The sequence below is a fragment of the Solimonas sp. K1W22B-7 genome (assembly GCF_003428335.1).
In the GTDB taxonomy this organism is placed as follows: domain Bacteria; phylum Pseudomonadota; class Gammaproteobacteria; order Nevskiales; family Nevskiaceae; genus Solimonas_A.
Window position 1 is genome coordinate 1,376,930 of sequence record NZ_CP031704.1, and the last position, 14,143, is coordinate 1,391,072.

The 14,143-nt window shown below is 68.2% G+C and carries 16 protein-coding genes and 3 tRNA genes; 15 read left to right on the forward strand and 4 right to left on the reverse strand.

Annotated features, from left to right (window positions below; all coding sequences use genetic code 11):
• Positions 1-77: 77 nt before the first annotated feature.
• From D0B54_RS06395 to D0B54_RS06415, 5 genes are all read left to right on the forward strand, one after another.
• Positions 78-1,298 (forward strand): aspartate kinase, encoded by a 1,221-nt coding sequence (locus D0B54_RS06395; protein ID WP_117290288.1) that lies wholly within the window; start codon positions 78-80, stop codon positions 1,296-1,298.
• A 169-nt stretch (positions 1,299-1,467) separates the two neighbouring features.
• Entirely contained in the window at positions 1,468-1,677 is a 210-nt protein-coding gene (gene csrA / locus D0B54_RS06400; RefSeq protein ID WP_117290290.1) for a carbon storage regulator CsrA, read from the forward strand.
• A gap of 89 nt (positions 1,678-1,766) precedes the next feature.
• Positions 1,767-1,843: transfer RNA gene (locus tag D0B54_RS06405), tRNA-Arg, on the forward strand.
• Positions 1,844-1,873: 30 nt separating this feature from the next.
• Positions 1,874-1,966 (forward strand) — tRNA-Ser (locus D0B54_RS06410).
• Between the two features lie 285 nt (positions 1,967-2,251).
• A tRNA-Arg gene (locus tag D0B54_RS06415) sits at positions 2,252-2,328 on the forward strand.
• A 216-nt stretch (positions 2,329-2,544) separates the two neighbouring features.
• Here the strand turns inward: D0B54_RS06415 and D0B54_RS06420 are convergent.
• The 3 genes from D0B54_RS06420 to D0B54_RS06430 all read right to left on the reverse strand — a co-directional run bounded on the left by D0B54_RS06420 (position 2,545) and on the right by D0B54_RS06430 (position 3,974).
• Positions 2,545-2,883, reverse strand: coding sequence for a type II toxin-antitoxin system RelE/ParE family toxin (locus tag D0B54_RS06420; RefSeq protein WP_117290292.1), 339 nt, complete (start codon positions 2,881-2,883; stop codon positions 2,545-2,547).
• On the reverse strand, positions 2,880-3,116 hold the full coding sequence (locus tag D0B54_RS06425) for a type II toxin-antitoxin system ParD family antitoxin (RefSeq protein ID WP_117290294.1): 237 nt from the start codon (positions 3,114-3,116) through the stop codon (positions 2,880-2,882). The genes D0B54_RS06420 and D0B54_RS06425 overlap by 4 nt, the downstream gene beginning before the upstream one ends.
• An 84-nt stretch (positions 3,117-3,200) precedes the next feature.
• Positions 3,201-3,974 (reverse strand): SDR family NAD(P)-dependent oxidoreductase, encoded by a 774-nt coding sequence (locus D0B54_RS06430; RefSeq protein ID WP_117290296.1) that lies wholly within the window; start codon positions 3,972-3,974, stop codon positions 3,201-3,203.
• Between the two features lie 124 nt (positions 3,975-4,098).
• Between D0B54_RS06430 and D0B54_RS06435 the strand changes: the two genes are divergently transcribed.
• The 5 genes from D0B54_RS06435 to D0B54_RS06455 all read left to right on the forward strand — a co-directional run bounded on the left by D0B54_RS06435 (position 4,099) and on the right by D0B54_RS06455 (position 11,266).
• The gene (locus tag D0B54_RS06435) at positions 4,099-5,007 is read left to right on the forward strand and encodes a LysR family transcriptional regulator (protein ID WP_117290298.1); all 909 of its coding nucleotides are present in this window, start codon (positions 4,099-4,101) and stop codon (positions 5,005-5,007) included.
• Positions 5,008-5,151: 144 nt separating this feature from the next.
• Complete coding sequence (locus tag D0B54_RS06440) at positions 5,152-6,534, forward strand: TolC family outer membrane protein (RefSeq protein ID WP_117290300.1); 1,383 nt, start codon at positions 5,152-5,154, stop codon at positions 6,532-6,534.
• Positions 6,535-6,544: 10 nt separating this feature from the next.
• Positions 6,545-8,890, forward strand: a complete 2,346-nt coding sequence (locus tag D0B54_RS06445; protein WP_117290302.1) for an efflux RND transporter periplasmic adaptor subunit — start codon at positions 6,545-6,547, stop codon at positions 8,888-8,890.
• Entirely contained in the window at positions 8,887-10,374 is a 1,488-nt protein-coding gene (locus D0B54_RS06450; protein WP_117290304.1) for a hypothetical protein, read from the forward strand. Before D0B54_RS06445 ends, D0B54_RS06450 begins: the two co-directional genes overlap by 4 nt.
• The gene (locus tag D0B54_RS06455) at positions 10,367-11,266 is read left to right on the forward strand and encodes a sulfotransferase (RefSeq protein WP_162932252.1); all 900 of its coding nucleotides are present in this window, start codon (positions 10,367-10,369) and stop codon (positions 11,264-11,266) included. Before D0B54_RS06450 ends, D0B54_RS06455 begins: the two co-directional genes overlap by 8 nt.
• 33 nt (positions 11,267-11,299) lie before the next feature.
• Here D0B54_RS06455 and D0B54_RS06460 read toward each other — a convergent pair whose 3' ends face one another.
• Entirely contained in the window at positions 11,300-11,875 is a 576-nt protein-coding gene (locus D0B54_RS06460) for a DUF4124 domain-containing protein (protein ID WP_162932253.1), read from the reverse strand.
• 89 nt (positions 11,876-11,964) lie between these two features.
• Between D0B54_RS06460 and D0B54_RS06465 the strand changes: the two genes are divergently transcribed.
• The 5 genes from D0B54_RS06465 (at position 11,965) to D0B54_RS06485 (ending at position 14,131) form a co-directional block, all read left to right on the forward strand.
• A complete protein-coding gene (locus D0B54_RS06465) occupies positions 11,965-12,171 on the forward strand; it encodes a hypothetical protein (RefSeq protein ID WP_117290309.1) in 207 nt (68 codons plus the stop codon).
• Between the two features lie 28 nt (positions 12,172-12,199).
• Positions 12,200-12,550 carry a low molecular weight protein tyrosine phosphatase family protein gene (locus D0B54_RS06470; protein ID WP_117290311.1) on the forward strand — a complete coding sequence of 117 codons (351 nt, stop codon included), beginning with the start codon at positions 12,200-12,202 and terminating at the stop codon, positions 12,548-12,550.
• Positions 12,540-13,103 (forward strand): hypothetical protein, encoded by a 564-nt coding sequence (locus D0B54_RS06475; protein ID WP_117290313.1) that lies wholly within the window; start codon positions 12,540-12,542, stop codon positions 13,101-13,103. The genes D0B54_RS06470 and D0B54_RS06475 overlap by 11 nt, the downstream gene beginning before the upstream one ends.
• Entirely contained in the window at positions 13,100-13,489 is a 390-nt protein-coding gene (locus tag D0B54_RS06480) for a DUF5329 domain-containing protein (RefSeq protein WP_205527290.1), read from the forward strand. The genes D0B54_RS06475 and D0B54_RS06480 overlap by 4 nt, the downstream gene beginning before the upstream one ends.
• A 171-nt stretch (positions 13,490-13,660) precedes the next feature.
• A complete protein-coding gene (locus tag D0B54_RS06485; RefSeq protein ID WP_117290315.1) occupies positions 13,661-14,131 on the forward strand; it encodes a MaoC family dehydratase in 471 nt (156 codons plus the stop codon).
• The last annotated feature ends 12 nt before the right edge of the window (positions 14,132-14,143 follow it).

Consider the following 14,143-nt stretch of genomic DNA (forward strand, 5'->3'; position numbering starts at 1 on the left):
ATGTAGGAGCCAGCTTGCTGGCGACCTCTATCGGGTCGCCAGCAAGCTGGCTCCTACCTAAATAGGAAACGTTGCAGATGGCATTGATTGTTCAGAAATATGGTGGCACCTCGATGGGCTCGGTCGAGCGCATCGAGCATGTCGCCAACAAGGTGGCGTCCTTCCACAAGCAGGGGCACCAGGTGGTGGTGGTGGTGTCGGCGATGTCCGGCGAGACCGACCGCCTGCTCAAGCTGGCCAAGGCCATCGACCCCAAGGGCAGCCAGCGCGAGTTCGACCAGATCGCCGCCACCGGCGAGCAGGTCACGATCGCGCTGCTGGCGATCGCGCTGCAGAAGGCCGGCGTGCAGAGCCGCTCCTTCACCGGCTGGCAGGTGCCGATCCGCACCGACGCCGCGCACATGAAGGCGCGCATCCAGGGTATCGACCCCGAGAACCTGCTGGCGGCCTGCAAGGCCGGCATCGTGCCGGTGGTGGCCGGCTTCCAGGGCATCACCGACGACGGCAGCGTCAGCACGCTGGGCCGCGGCGGCTCCGACACCACCGGCGTGGCGCTGGCCGCCGCGCTGAAGGCCGACGAGTGCCAGATCTACACCGACGTCGATGGTGTCTACACCACCGACCCGCGCGTCGAGCCCAAGGCCCGCCGCCTGGACAAGATCACCTTCGAGGAAATGCTGGAGATGGCGAGCCTCGGCTCCAAGGTCCTGCAGATCCGTTCCGTTGAATTCGCGGGCAAGTACAAGGTCCCGCTGCGCGTGCTGTCCACCTTCGTGGACGGTCCGGGCACCCTGATCACGCTTGAGGACAACCGCATGGAAGAACCGCTCATCTCCGGCATCGCATTCAGCCGGGACGAATCCCAGATCACCGTCACCGGCGTGCCGGACAAGCCCGGCGTGGCCGCGGCCATCCTCGGCCCCGTGGGCGACGCCAATGTCGAAGTCGACATGATCGTGCAGAACATCGGCGCCGACGGCAGCACCGACTTCACCTTCACCGTGGCGCGCGGCGACCACGACAAGGCGCTGGAGATCATCAAGCGCGTGGCGGGCGAACTGGGTGCCAAGGGCGTCGCCGGCGCCACCGACATCGTCAAGGTGTCGGTCGTGGGCGTGGGCATGCGCAGCCACGCCGGCATCGCCTCGCAGATGTTCAAGGCGCTGGCCGTGGCCGGCATCAACATCCGCATGATCTCGACCTCGGAGATCAAGATTTCCGTGGTCATCAACCAGGACTACCTCGAGCTCGCCGTGCGAACTCTTCACAAGGCTTTCGGTCTGGAAGAGAAGAAGTAGGCGTCGGGCTGGCTGCCCGGTTCCGCCCGGCTCGCCGGGCGGAACCGGGAGCAAACGGTAGGATACAGCCGCCCAACGGTCTTATCCACAGGCGGCTGCGATTTTTTGGGGGCTACCCACAGCCCCTGCTTGCGCCCGAGACTGCTACGCAGGACAAGGAGAGAGCGGGATGCTCATTTTGACTCGGCGCGTAGGCGAAACCGTCATGATCGGCGAAGACATCGTCGTCACGGTTCTTGGTATCAAGGGCAACCAGGTGCGCATCGGCGTACAGGCGCCCAAGAACGTCGCGGTCCACCGCGAGGAACTGCTCAAGCGCATCAACGAGGGCGAAGCCGCCCCGGTCCAGGACGTCCGTCCGGCCCGCGTCGGCTCCTGAAATCCGCGGCAACCCCGCGTAAACCTTGTTTCTGCCAGTTTTTTCTTTACCTTCCCCCCACGGGCCGTTAGAATCCCGCCCCTCGTAATGCGCCCGTAGCTCAGCTGGATAGAGCACTTGGCTACGAACTAAGGGGTCGGAGGTTCGAATCCTTCCGGGCGCACCATTCGAGGAAAAAAGCGTCAGCAACAGTCCCGGACAGATGGCCGAGTGGACGAAGGCGCGCCCCTGCTAAGGGCGTATATGGTTTATAGCCGTATCGAGGGTTCGAATCCCTCTCTGTCCGCCAGTTTTGAGCAGTAGGTTGCCGATAGGGCAGTAGCCCCATCGAGTGTCGGAAGGGATTCGAACCCTCGATACGCAAGCATTGGGTTCGACCGGGCCGCATAGCGGACCGGTGTCGCTCCGCAAGGGGCGACCCCGAGCAGAGCGAGGGGCAAGCGCCGCAGGCGCGCAGCCATCCCTCTCTGTCCGCCAAACACGCTTCGTGGATGCTTGAAAGGGCCGCTAGCCCGATCGAGTGCAGGAAGAGGGATTTCGAACCCTCGATGAAGAACAAGCAGCATCGTTTCATGCGCCCGTAGCTCAGCTGGATAGAGCACTTGGCTACGAACTAAGGGGTCGGAGGTTCGAATCCTTCCGGGCGCACCATTGTTGGAAATGAAAAAGGCCTCGCTTTGCGAGGCCTTTTTCATTTCCAAAAGAGATGTCCGAAGGATTCACTCCGACGGAGGTTGGACGGGCCATCCATGGCCCGTCCCCCGCGGCGTCCCGCCGCGGGGCTGCGCGGCAAGCCGCGCGCTCAATCCGGCAATCCTGCCGGATTGTCGAATCCCTCTCGACCTTGGTGACTTGGGTCGGCCCGGTTCATTCTGGAGCGGATTCCTTATCGTCCTGCAACCAGGCGGGGATGTCCGCCCGGGCATCGAGGACGCGCCAGACGTCGAGGTGGTCGTCCTGCTCGCGGTAGAACACCAGGAACGGATAGCGGCGCAGCGGCCAGCTGCGCAGGCCGGGTAAATCCATTTCGAAGGCGTAGCGGGAGGAGCCCGTAGCTGGGTGGCGCTCCAGATGGGAGTAGGCGCGTTCCAGTTCCGCGATGAAGCCGAGAGCGGCTTCTGCGGCACCTTCGCTCAGATAGTGGTCGATCGCGTTTTCGACATCCCGGTTCGCCAGTTCACGGGGGACGACCGGTTTCGGCGTCATGCCGGCCGGCGGGCGACGCGCTGGCGCAGGCTGTCAAACCACTTCGCATCCGCGGGCGCTGCAGGTGCTGAGCCCGCACCTGCCAGCAGGAGCTGACGCAGATTCTGGCGCTCCAGGTCCTTGCGGATCAGTTCGCGGATGTACTCGCTGCTGGTGCCATAGCCGCGGTCCTGAACCTGTGAGTCCACGAAGGACTTGAGCGATTCGGGCAGGGAGATATTCATGGTGCTCATGAACTGATCCTGCGCGCTTTGGCAAAATTTGGCAAGAATTAAAAGGCCCCGCAGAGCGGGGCCTTTTGCTGCGCCTGATGCGCCTTACAGGAACATCCCGCCCGAAGCCTCGATCCGCTGGGCATTGATCCAGCGGTTCTCCGGCGCCAGCAGCAGGGCGATGACGCCGCCGATGTCGTCGGGCACGCCCACCCGGCCCAGCGCCGTCTGCGAGGCGACGAAGGCGTTGAGCTGGGCGTTGTCGCGCACCGCCCCGCCGCCGAAGTCGGTCTCGATCGCGCCGGGGGCGACGATGTTCACGGCGATGCCGCGGGCGCCCAGTTCCTTGGCCTGGTAGCGGGTCAGCACTTCCATGGCGCCCTTCATCGCGGCATAGGCCGAGTAGCCGGGCAGGGCGAAGCGCGCCAGGCCGCTGGAGATGTTGACGATGCGGCCGCCGTCGCGCAGCAGCGGCAGCAGCTTCTGGGTCAGGAAGAACGGGCCCTTGAACTGGATGTTCACCAGCTCGTCGAACTGCTGCTCGGTGGTGTCGGCAAAGCTGGCGTGGATGCCGATGCCGGCGTTGTTGACCAGGGAGTCGAAGCGCTCGCGCTGCCAGTGGGCGGCCAGGGCCTGGCGGACCTGGGTGGCGAAGACCTCGAAGCTGCCTGCGTCGGCCACGTCCAGCGGCAGCGCCACGGCGCGGCGGCCCAGGGCGGCGATCTCGGCCACTACCGCCTCGGCCTCGGTGCTGCGGCTGCGGTAGGTCAGGATCACGTCGTTGCCCTTGGCGGCCAGAGCCAGCGCGGTGTTGCGGCCCAGGCCGCGGCTGCCGCCGGTGACCAGGGCGATGGGGGTGGGGGTATCGGTGGTGCTCATGGGAATCTCCTTGTCGGGGCCGGGTGCGTCCCGGGTGAGCAGCACTTTATTGTCTGCAGACAAGTCGATAAATTGTCTCCAATTGATTTATCTGTTCGCAGAAAACGAACAATCGGAGCAGGGCATGAACCGGCTGGAAGCGATGCAGACCTTCGTGCGGGTGGCCGAGCTGGGCAGCTTCACCCGCGCCGCCGAGGCCCTGGGCCTGCCCAAGGCCAGCGTCTCCACCGCCGTGCAGCAGCTGGAGGCGGCGCTGGGCACGCGCCTGCTGCACCGGACCACGCGGCGCGTCGGGATGACCCAGGACGGCCGGGTCTTCCATGAGCGCGCCCGCGACCTGCTGGACGACATGGAGGAGCTGCAGTCGCTGTTCCGGCAGGGTGGGCAGGCCCTGCGCGGGCGCCTGCGGGTGGACATGTCCAGCGGCCTGGCGCGCAACTTCATCCTGCCGCGCCTGCCGCAGTTCCTGGAGGCTCATCCCGGGCTGGAACTGGAGCTGAGCAGCACCGACCGCCGCGTCGACCTGGTGCGCGAGGGCTTCGACTGCGTGCTGCGCGTCGGCACCCTGGCCGACAGCAGCCTGATCGCCCGCCCGCTGGGGGCCTTCCGCATCGCCAACTGCGCCAGCCCGGCCTACCTGCGCCGCCACGGCACGCCGCAGGCCCTGGAAGACCTGGCCAGCCACCGCCTGATCCACTACGTGCCCAACCTGGGGGCCCGGCCGGACGGCTTCGAGTACCGCGACGGGGAGGGCTACCGCAGCCTGCCGATGGCCGGGGCGCTCACGGTCAACAACGCCGAGTCCTACCAGGGCGCCTGCCTGGCCGGCCTGGGCATCATCCAGGCGCCCGCCGCGGGCGTGCAGCATCTGCTGGCCCAGGGCAGCCTGGTGGAACTGCTGCCGCAGCTGCGCGCCGAGCCCATGCCGGTGAGCCTGCTCTACGCCAACCGCCGCAACCTGCCGCGCCGCGTCCAGGCTTTCATGGACTGGGCGGCGGCCACGCTGCAGCCGCATCTGGATCCGTTGATGTGAACAATTATTCGGCCATTCATCAGTTCTTACATGCAATAGGCCGTGTATGCTATTGACGGCGCAGCACAAATTGTGGGAAACAAGCGCCTTAACGAGATCTATACAAGACTGCTGTACGGTCGCGAACGACAAACGAGGACTGACATGCGTTTGAGGAAGACACCCGGCGCGGGGGGAGTTGCGCGGGCTGTCCTGGGGGCGATGCTGTTGGTGGGCTTCCAGGCGGTGGCTTCGGCGCAGGGACAGGCCGATCTCCTCTCGGTGTACAGCGACGCGCTGGAGCGCAATCCGCAGTATCGCGCGGACGCCGCGCAATACCGCGCTGCCCAGGAACTGGTGCCCGCCGCCTTCGGCAAGCTGCTGCCGCAGATTGGCCTGCGCGCACGCTACGAGCACATCTGGGAAAACATCGAAGGCCAGTACTACAACGTCTCGAGCTTCGAGTTCGACGACGACTACGACCGCCGCGGCTACGGCGGCGTGGTGCAGCAGGTGATCTACAACGGTTCGACCTGGGCCGAGCTCGACGCGGCCAAGCTGCGCGTCGCGCAGGCCGGCTTCGCGCTGGAAGGGCGGCAGGACGAACTGGGCGTGACGGTGGTGGAGGCCTACTTCGCGTCGCTGGGCGCGGCCGAGGGCCTGCGCTTCGCCAACGCCGAAGTCGAAAGCCTGCGCCAGGAATCCGAGCAGACCAGTGCGCGCGCCGACGCCGGCCTGGCGCTGGAAGCCGACAAGCAGATCGCGCTGGCCACCTATGAACTGGCGCTGGCCAAGCAGGCCGAAGCCAGCTCGCTGGTGCAGAGCACCAAGCTGCGCCTGGAGAACCTCACCGGCAAGCGCTACGACACGCTCAAGCTGCTGCCCTCCGACGTGGCGCTGGAACTGCCGCAGCCGATGGACGAGAACTCCTGGATCGAGCGTGCGCGCACCCACAATGCCTACGTGCTGGCACGCACCGCCGGCCTGGAAGTGGCACGCAAGGAACTCACGAGTGCCAAGCGCGAGCGCTGGCCGCGCCTCAACGCCCAGGGCACCGCCTTCTGGGACCACTACGGCGGTGGCGTGGTCGGCGAACGTGACGAGGAAGAACAGCGCGTCGGCGTGATCCTGGATCTGCCGCTCTATTCCGGCGGCCAGGTCAGCGCCAAGATCGATGCCTCCAAGGCCACGCTCACCGGTGCCGAGGCACTGCTGGAGCAGGCCCGTGCCGAGGCGGTGCAAAACACCCGCCAGGCCTACCTCACGATCACCACCGGCCTGCTCAAGGCCGCGGGCCTGAAGCGCGCGGTCGACGCCGCCAACGCGGCCGAGCAGGCCACCCGCGCCGCTTATGAAGCCGGCACGCGCACCAACGCCGACCTGCTGCAGTCCATCGGCACGCGCTACGACGCCGAGCGCAACTACGCCCTGATCCGCTACCGCATCCTTCACGCCAGCGTACAGCTGCGCGCCGCCTCCGGCACCCTGGTGACGGCCGACCTGATCGGCCTGAACCGCCTGCTGCAGACCGGTGAGCTGGCTCCGTAAGGGTTCAGGAATGTCCGCTTACCCGTTCCGCCGTTTCGCCACCGAGGAGCCCACGGAGGTTCCGGGCGAGTTGCGCGCACCGCGCCGCAAGCCGCCGACACTGACGGACGAGGTGTTCAGTCCCAAGGAACTGGCGCTGGCGCGCCTCTACGACGGCCGCCGCGACAGCAACGCCATCCTGTCGCTGGCGCGCAGCGAGCTGCACCTGGACCTGGACCGCGAGACCCTGGAGGCCTTCGCCGCACGGCTGGCGATCGCCGGCCAGCTGCAGGCCGGCGAGTGGGAGCCGCTGCCGTCTCCGGCGATCACCGATTCCGCCCAGCGCGAGCCGCTGCGTCCCGCCGTGCCCTGGTCCATGCCGCCGTCCACCATGCCCGGCTCGCTGGCCGGCGCCGGCACCTTCGGCGGCCTGCTGGGCCTGATCACCGACCGCCGCGGCATCGCGCGCCGGGCCTGGGCAGAACTGGATCCGGCACCCTGGCTGGGCTTCGGCCGCCTGCTCAACTGGCCGCTCACCGGCCGTGCCGGCGCGCTGGCACTGGCCGCGCTGATGGCCTTCGTCTTCTACGGGCTCTGGCAGCTGCGCCTCGAAGCCGCCGTGGACCTGCTGCGCGTACGCTCCTGGCCGGGCCTGGCCGGCATCCTGTGGCTGGCGCTGACGCTGATCCATGTCTTCGGCCAGGCCGCGCGAGCGGCGGCGATCCATCATTTCACCGGCGTGCGGCCCCAGATCGGCCTGGTGCGCGGGCCCTTCGTGCTGCCGCTGGCGCATGTCGAGACCGCCGGGCCGGCCGAGCGTGCCGACCGCAGTGCGCGCAGCCGCATCGTCGCCTCGGCACTCACGGGCCTGGCACTGCTGTTCTGCGCCGCCGGCATCTTCTGGATGATCAGCCGCGGTAGCCAGACTTCGGTGCCCTCCGTGGCGCTGTGGGTGGCGCTGCTGGCGCTGTTCACGCTGCTGCTGCGCCTCAACCCGCTGGCGCGCCGCGACGGCTACTACCTGCTGGCGCAGCATCTCAACCTGCCGGACCTGCGCGAGCAGGCGGTGGGGGCGCTGCTGGGTATAGCGCGCCGCGGCTGGGTCATGCAGCAGCGCCGGCTCAGCCCGCGCACGCTGGTCCTCTATCTGGCCTTGTGCGCGCTCAGCCTGATCGCGCTGATGTCCTTGTTCATGGCCTTTGCCGGCCGATGGGTGATCGAACGGCAGGGTGGTGTCGGTTTTCTTCTTGTGATCGCGTTCATGGGGGTTCTTGTGAGTCAGTCATACCGCAACTCGCGCGGCGGCGCCGCCAACACCGGCCTGGGCGTGCCCGGGCAGCCGTGGTGGAAGTTCTGGGCCGGATTCACGCGCACTCACTGGATCATCGTCGGCCTCGTGCTGCTGATCCTGGTCCTGCCTTACCGCTACCACGCCAGCGGCGACTTCGTCGTGCTGCCGAGCGCACGCGCCGATGTCCGCGCGCTGACCGCCGGCGACGTCCGCGAGGTCCTGGTCAAGGAAGGCGACGTGGTGAAAGCCGGACAGGTGATCGCCCGCATCTCCGACTACGAGCAGCGCGCCCTGGTGGCCGCCTCCGAGGCCCGCCTGGCCCAGCTCGAAGCCGACATGTCGCTGGCCAAGAAGGGTGGCAAGGCCGAAGAGGTGGTGGTGGCCGAAAGCGCCGTGCAGACCGCGCAGAAGCGTGCCGAGGTGTCGGCCGCGCAGGCCAAGCGCCTTGAAGGCGCCTTCCGCAAGAAGTCGGTCACCGCGCAGGAATACGAGCGTGCCCAGGGCCAGGCGGATGTCGACGCCAAGGCGCTGGAAGAAGCGCGCAGCCGCCTCGGCCTGGTGCGCAGCCCCGCGGTGGGCGAGCGCCTCAAGGCGATCGAGGCCCAGCTCAAGGAAGCGCAGGCTGAACTCGCCTACCAGCAGGAGCGCCTCAGCTACACCAAGATCACCGCGCCGATCGCCGGCCGCGTGGTCTCCGGCTCGCTGATGTTCTCGCGCGGCAGCTTCCTCAACCGCGGCGACCAGCTGGCCACCATCGAGGACGCCGGCCAGCGCATCGCCGAGGTCAAGCTGCCCGAAAACACCATCGGCGAGATCAAGCTCGACAACGCCGTCACCGCCAAGGCCTGGGCCTTCCCCGGCACCGGCTTCGACGGCAAGGTCACCGGCATCGCGCCGGCCGCCGAAGACGGCGAGTACGGCAAGATCGTGCGCGTGCAGGTGGCGATCGAAGACCCGGAGAACAGGCTGCTGCCGGGCATCACCGGCAACGCCAAGGTCTCGGGCGGCTGGCACCCGCTGTTCGTTGCCTTCAGCCGCGCGCTGGTGCGTTTCCTGTTCGTCGAAGTCTGGTCCTGGATTCCGTGATCCAGCTGCCGCCCGCGCCGAGCGAGGCCGATTTCCGCCTGACCGCCCCCAGCGGTTTCGGAGACGGCTGGAACCACTATGCCCACAGCATGGCGGTGTTCAAGGGCCGCGTGTACGTCGGGACGACACGCGGCGCCTTCGCGGGCCTGAAGTTCGGCATCACCGTGCCGGCGCTGGCGCCCTGGCCGATCGAAACCCCGCCGGGCCTCTACGACATCGACCGCCGCGCCGAGATCTGGGAGTACAACCCCGAGACCGCGACCTGGCGCCTGGCCTTCCGCTCGCCCTACGTCACCGGCGTCAACGGCCGTCCCAACGTGCCGAGCTACATCGGCTACCGCGGCATGAACGTCTTCCAGGACGTCAGCGACAGGGAGCCCTGCCTCTACATCTCCACCTGGTCGCCGCATCTGGCGCATTCGCCCGACGTGCTGCGCACCGAGGACGGCGTCAACTTCAGCACGATCCCGCGTCCGCCCTGGAGTCCGCTGGTGCGCGCCTGCCGCACCTTCCAGCCGTTCAAGGGCCGCGTGCACATGAGCCCCACGGCCTCCGGTTCGGCCAAGGGCTACAACCAGGACGTCGGCTCCGAGGCGGTGATCTACGCCAACGGCGACCTGCAGCACGGCAAGTGGGAGCCGGCCAACGAGGAAGGCTTCGGCAACAAGAACAACCTCACGATCTTCGAGATGGGCGTCTATGACGACCACCTCTACGGCGGCGTGATGAATCCCATCACCGGCGGCGAGCTGTGGAAGTCGCCGGGCGGCGACCTGCCCTACAAGTGGACCAAGGTCTTCGACAAGGGCGCCGGCCGCGGCCCGCAGAACGAGGGCCCCGGCGCGATGTGCGCGTTCAAGGGCGCGTTCTACGTCGCTTGCGCCATCGTCAACGGCGGCTTCCACCGCGAATACAAGATCGGCCCGGCCGCGGCCGAGATGCTGCGCGTCTGGCCCGACGACTCCTGGGACCTGATCGCCGGCGAGGCGCGCATGACCGACCAGGGCCTCAAGGTGCCGCTGTCGGGCTACTCGCCGGGCTTCGACAACATCTTCAACGGCTACATCTGGCGCATGGAAGTGCACGAGGACTGGCTCTACGCCAGCACCATGTCCTGGGCGATGCTGATGCCCTACCTGCCGCTGCATGCCTGGCCCACCGACGTACACAACGTGATCCGCCGCCTGGGCGTGGACCGCCTGGCCGAGACCGGCGGCTGCCAGCTGTGGCGCACGCATGACGGCATCCACTGGGAACCGGTGACGCGCAACGGCTTCGGCAACAAGTACAACTGGGGCATCCGCACGCTCGCCTCCACGCCGCATGGCCTGATGGTGGGCACCGCCAATCCCTTCGGTCCGCGCGTGGCGGTGGAGCGCGACGGCGCCTGGGGCTATGTCGACAATCCGCGCGGCGGCTGCGAGCTGTGGATCGGCAAGACCGGCGCGCGCGATGCCGCGATCGGTGGAGCCGGGCATGGCTGAGACACAGACTCCTGTCTGGCTGCTCGGCGCGCCGTTCTCCGGCCTGACCTGGCTGGCGGGCGTGCTCGGCACGCACCCGCAGCTCTACGCCACGCCGCAGCTGCACCTGACGCTGGCCGACGATGTCGACGGCCTGCTCGATATTTTCGCCACCAGCCAGGGCGAGCACGGCCATGGCCTGCTGCGCACCGTCGCCGAGGTTGCCTGCGGCGGCCAGACCGACGCCGGCGTTGCCGCCGCGCGCGGCTGGCTGGAACAGCGCCGCAAGCTCAAGGTTTCCGCGCTGCTGGCCGAGCTGGCCGCGCGCGTGGCGCCGCGCCGCCTGGTGATCCCCGACGCCGAAACCGCGCTGCGGCCCTACGAGCTGCTGCGGCTGCTGCGCCTGGCGCCGGACGCTCCGCTGGTGCAACTGGTGCGGCACCCTTACACGCAGGGCCGCCTGATGAGCGCCTGGGGCGTGGAGCGGCTGTTCGTGCCGATGGACTACAAGGACTACTCGCAGGATCCGCCGCAGGTGGAGCCGCAGATTCCCTGGCTGCGTGCCCAGATGAACCTGGACCGCGCCGCCGGCTACGCCCGGCTGCGCCGCATCACCGCCGAGGACCTGGACCGCGATTTCCTCGACACCCTGGCCGGGCTTTGCCAATGGCTGGGAGTGGATGCCGATCCGGTGACCCTGGAACTGATGGCCGACCCCGGCCGCTGGCCCTACGCCGGCCTGGGCCCCGCTGAGGCTCCCGGCGGCCTGGAACCCGACGTGCTGATGGACTGGCCCGCAGGCCTCGGCGCCCAGGCACCCGCCGGCAGCCTGGAAAACCCCTTGCCCTGGCGCGACGACGGCGCCGCCTTCGATCCGCAGGTGCAGAAGCTGGCGCGGGGCTACGGCTACTAGGGCCTGGCGAGCGCCGCCCGGAGCCGCCGCCGTTCAGGACGGCGGCGGCACCTCGGGCTTGGCCGGCGGCGGCGGCGGGGTCGTCGGTGCGGCGGGCTGGGCCGGCGGCGTACCCGGAGGAGCCGGCGGCGGCGGGGGCACTTCCGCCGAGCCATCCAGCGTGGTCCGCGTTTCCACCGCTACGCCCTCGCGCACCTTCACCCAGGGGGGGAAGGCCCCCTGGCGCTGCGCAAAGGTCCAGATCTCGTAGGGGCCCTGCGCATCCGAGCCGGGCGTGGTCTTGTGGTCGCTGTACTGCCCGGCCGCGGCGAGAATTTCCTGCCCGGTCATGCCCAGCAGCACGCGGTTGGCCTTGATCGCCGTGCTGACATCGCCCGCCGGCAGCGGCGGCGGCTTGACGAAGGGCCCGCTGCTCTCCGCGCCCTTGCCCCCCTGGCCCATGTTGCCGATCACCGAGATCGGCGGCAGCTTGGCGCGGCTGTCCTCGCGCGACTGCCCGGCACAGGGCTTGTCCTGGTACGAGGTCTTGCCGTTGACCTTGCAGCGGAACACGTCCGCCTGGGCGTTGGCAGAAACCAGCAGCAAGAGGCTCAGCAGCAGACGATTCATGCGACTCCGATCGGGGCGTACAAGGGGCCCGCTTGCGACTATCATGCCCCGGAGATTCCGGTGCGTCATTACCTGCGGAGTGTACTCGTATGATCCTGCGGATACCCGGCTTGGCCCTGCTGGGCGTCATCGCCGCCAGCAGCGGCTGCAGCTCCGAGGAAATCTACAACAGCAGCTCGGAGTGGCGTGCCCAGGAATGCGGCAAGCTCGAGCCGCGCGAGCAGGAACAGTGCCGGCAGGAGGCCCGCACTCCGTACTCGCAGGTCCGCAAGGCGCGGGGCGAGGCGGGGCAATAGCGGGCATGACCTGATCCGGTCGTCAGCCATGAAGCACATCCTGTTCATCTGCAGCCAGAACCGCCTGCGCAGCCCCACGGCCGAGCAGGTGTTCGCCGATCATCCCGGCATCCAGACCAGCTCAGCCGGGCTCAACCACGACGCCGACAATCCGGTCACGCCGGAGCTGCTGGACTGGGCCGACCTGGTGTTCGTGATGGAGCGGGCGCACCGCAGCAAGCTGTCGGCGCGCTTCCGCTCCAGCCTGCACGGCAAGCGCGTGGTCTGCCTGGACATCCCCGACAACTACGGACTGATGGACCCGGCGCTGGTGCGCCTGCTGCGGGCCAAGGTGCCGCGCTTCCTGCCGCGCGGCGTGGAGGACGCAGGTGAGAACTGAGCTGCCCTACGACTTCCCGGTGGTGACGGCCAGCGACGGCCAGCCGCGCTTCATGGTCTGGAGCCGGGCGCTGGACCGCTTCGAGGCCTACAACGGCAACCAGTCCTGGCGCTCCTGGCCGCTGCTGCGTGCCGACCTGCTGGCGGAGCAGGGCCGCGAAGACGGCGAGCGCCTGTTGCAGCAGTACCAGGCCCTGGCACCGCAGTCCGTGCAGCGCATGGGTCTGGAGCCGGCACCGGGTGAACCGGTCCGGCCGCGCCGGTCGCGGCTGCTGGTGCCGGGCCTGGCATTGCTGGCGGTGATGCTGGCTTTGGCCTGCTGGCCCCTGTACATCCGGCCGGCACTGGAAGAGACGGGTCTGCTGCGGCCCCGGTCGGCAGCGGAACTGCGCTACCAGCGGTTCCTGCAGCAGACCGAGGGCTGCACCGAGAAGAAGAACGTACCGGGCGATGCCGCCTCGCCTTATCCCAGGGAGCAGGTATTCCTCTGCCCGGACGGCAACGTCCGGTTCTGGAAGCAGGCGCCGTTGTCGCCGGACGGGGTCCTGCCGTGAGGGCCGGCAAGCCGCTGCTGCGCGGGGGCCTGCTGGCGCTGCTGCTGGCCGTTTCTCCGGCGTGGGCCGCCGAGCTGCCTGCGCCTGCCGCGGCCGAGATCGGCCGCCTGCTGGACGCACTGGAGACCTCCGGCTGCCGTTTCAACCGCAACGGCAGCTGGTACCCCGCGGCAGATGCGCGCGGACACCTGGCGAAGAAGGTGGATTACCTGCGCGACAAGGGCCTGCTCGCCAGCGCCGAGGACTTCATCACCCGGGCCGGCACCGGCAGCAGCGTCTCCGGCAAGCCCTACCAGGTGCAATGTGGCACTCAGCCAGCCCAATCCAGCGCCGACTGGCTGCGCGGGCAGCTGCGGCGGCTGAGGTCGCCGGTACAGGTACCTTGAAAGGACAGGGCGGCAGCGCCGGTCCGCGCTTAGGCAATATCTCCCACCCCGCACGGGTGGTTGCTGTCATGCACCGCTGCTAGGCTCGGGCGCTCTAAAACTGCGCAAAACGCAGCGTACTGATGCCATTGCCCAAATTCCTGCCGGGGACAGCGTCTCCGAAAGCCGTTCATGAGTCATAAGCTCGTCGATTACCGCTTCGATCGCATACCCGCCTTCCTGGGCCAGGAGCTGGGTGTCAGCGAGTGGATGACGCTGGAGCAGTGGCGCATCAACGAGTTCGCCCACTGCACGGGCGACGACCAGTGGATCCACACCGATCCCGAGCGCTGCTCGCGGGAGAGCCCCTACGGCGTGCCCATCGCCCACGGCTTCCTCACGCTGTCGCTGCTGGCACAGCTGATGAACGACCTCAAGCTGATGCCCGAGGGCACCAGCATCGCCCTCAATGCCGGCATCAACAACGTGCGCTTCAAGAGCGTGGTGAGGGTCGGCAGCCGCATGCGCGTCCGCGTTAAACTGGCCGCGGTGACGCCCAATGGACCGGACCGCCTGCTGACCATCTCCGCCTGTGCGCTGGAGATCGAGGGCGAAAAAGATCCGGCCTTGCTGGCGGACATCGTCGTGCTGCTGTGCCGCTGAAGCGGCCGGCCG

Coding starts and splice junctions, on each gene's coding strand:
- csrA (WP_117290290.1), top strand. CDS start 1,468: ATGCTCATTTTGACTCGGCGCGTAGGCGAAACCGTCATGATCGGCGAA.
- D0B54_RS06435 (WP_117290298.1), top strand. CDS start 4,099: ATGAACCGGCTGGAAGCGATGCAGACCTTCGTGCGGGTGGCCGAGCTG.
- D0B54_RS06440 (WP_117290300.1), top strand. CDS start 5,152: ATGCGTTTGAGGAAGACACCCGGCGCGGGGGGAGTTGCGCGGGCTGTC.
- D0B54_RS06395 (WP_117290288.1), top strand. CDS start 78: ATGGCATTGATTGTTCAGAAATATGGTGGCACCTCGATGGGCTCGGTC.
- D0B54_RS06430 (WP_117290296.1), bottom strand. CDS start 3,974: ATGAGCACCACCGATACCCCCACCCCCATCGCCCTGGTCACCGGCGGC.
- D0B54_RS06465 (WP_117290309.1), top strand. CDS start 11,965: ATGATCCTGCGGATACCCGGCTTGGCCCTGCTGGGCGTCATCGCCGCC.
- D0B54_RS06425 (WP_117290294.1), bottom strand. CDS start 3,116: ATGAGCACCATGAATATCTCCCTGCCCGAATCGCTCAAGTCCTTCGTG.
- D0B54_RS06460 (WP_162932253.1), bottom strand. CDS start 11,875: ATGAATCGTCTGCTGCTGAGCCTCTTGCTGCTGGTTTCTGCCAACGCC.
- D0B54_RS06420 (WP_117290292.1), bottom strand. CDS start 2,883: ATGACGCCGAAACCGGTCGTCCCCCGTGAACTGGCGAACCGGGATGTC.
- D0B54_RS06445 (WP_117290302.1), top strand. CDS start 6,545: ATGTCCGCTTACCCGTTCCGCCGTTTCGCCACCGAGGAGCCCACGGAG.
- D0B54_RS06455 (WP_162932252.1), top strand. CDS start 10,367: ATGGCTGAGACACAGACTCCTGTCTGGCTGCTCGGCGCGCCGTTCTCC.
- D0B54_RS06485 (WP_117290315.1), top strand. CDS start 13,661: ATGAGTCATAAGCTCGTCGATTACCGCTTCGATCGCATACCCGCCTTC.
- D0B54_RS06470 (WP_117290311.1), top strand. CDS start 12,200: ATGAAGCACATCCTGTTCATCTGCAGCCAGAACCGCCTGCGCAGCCCC.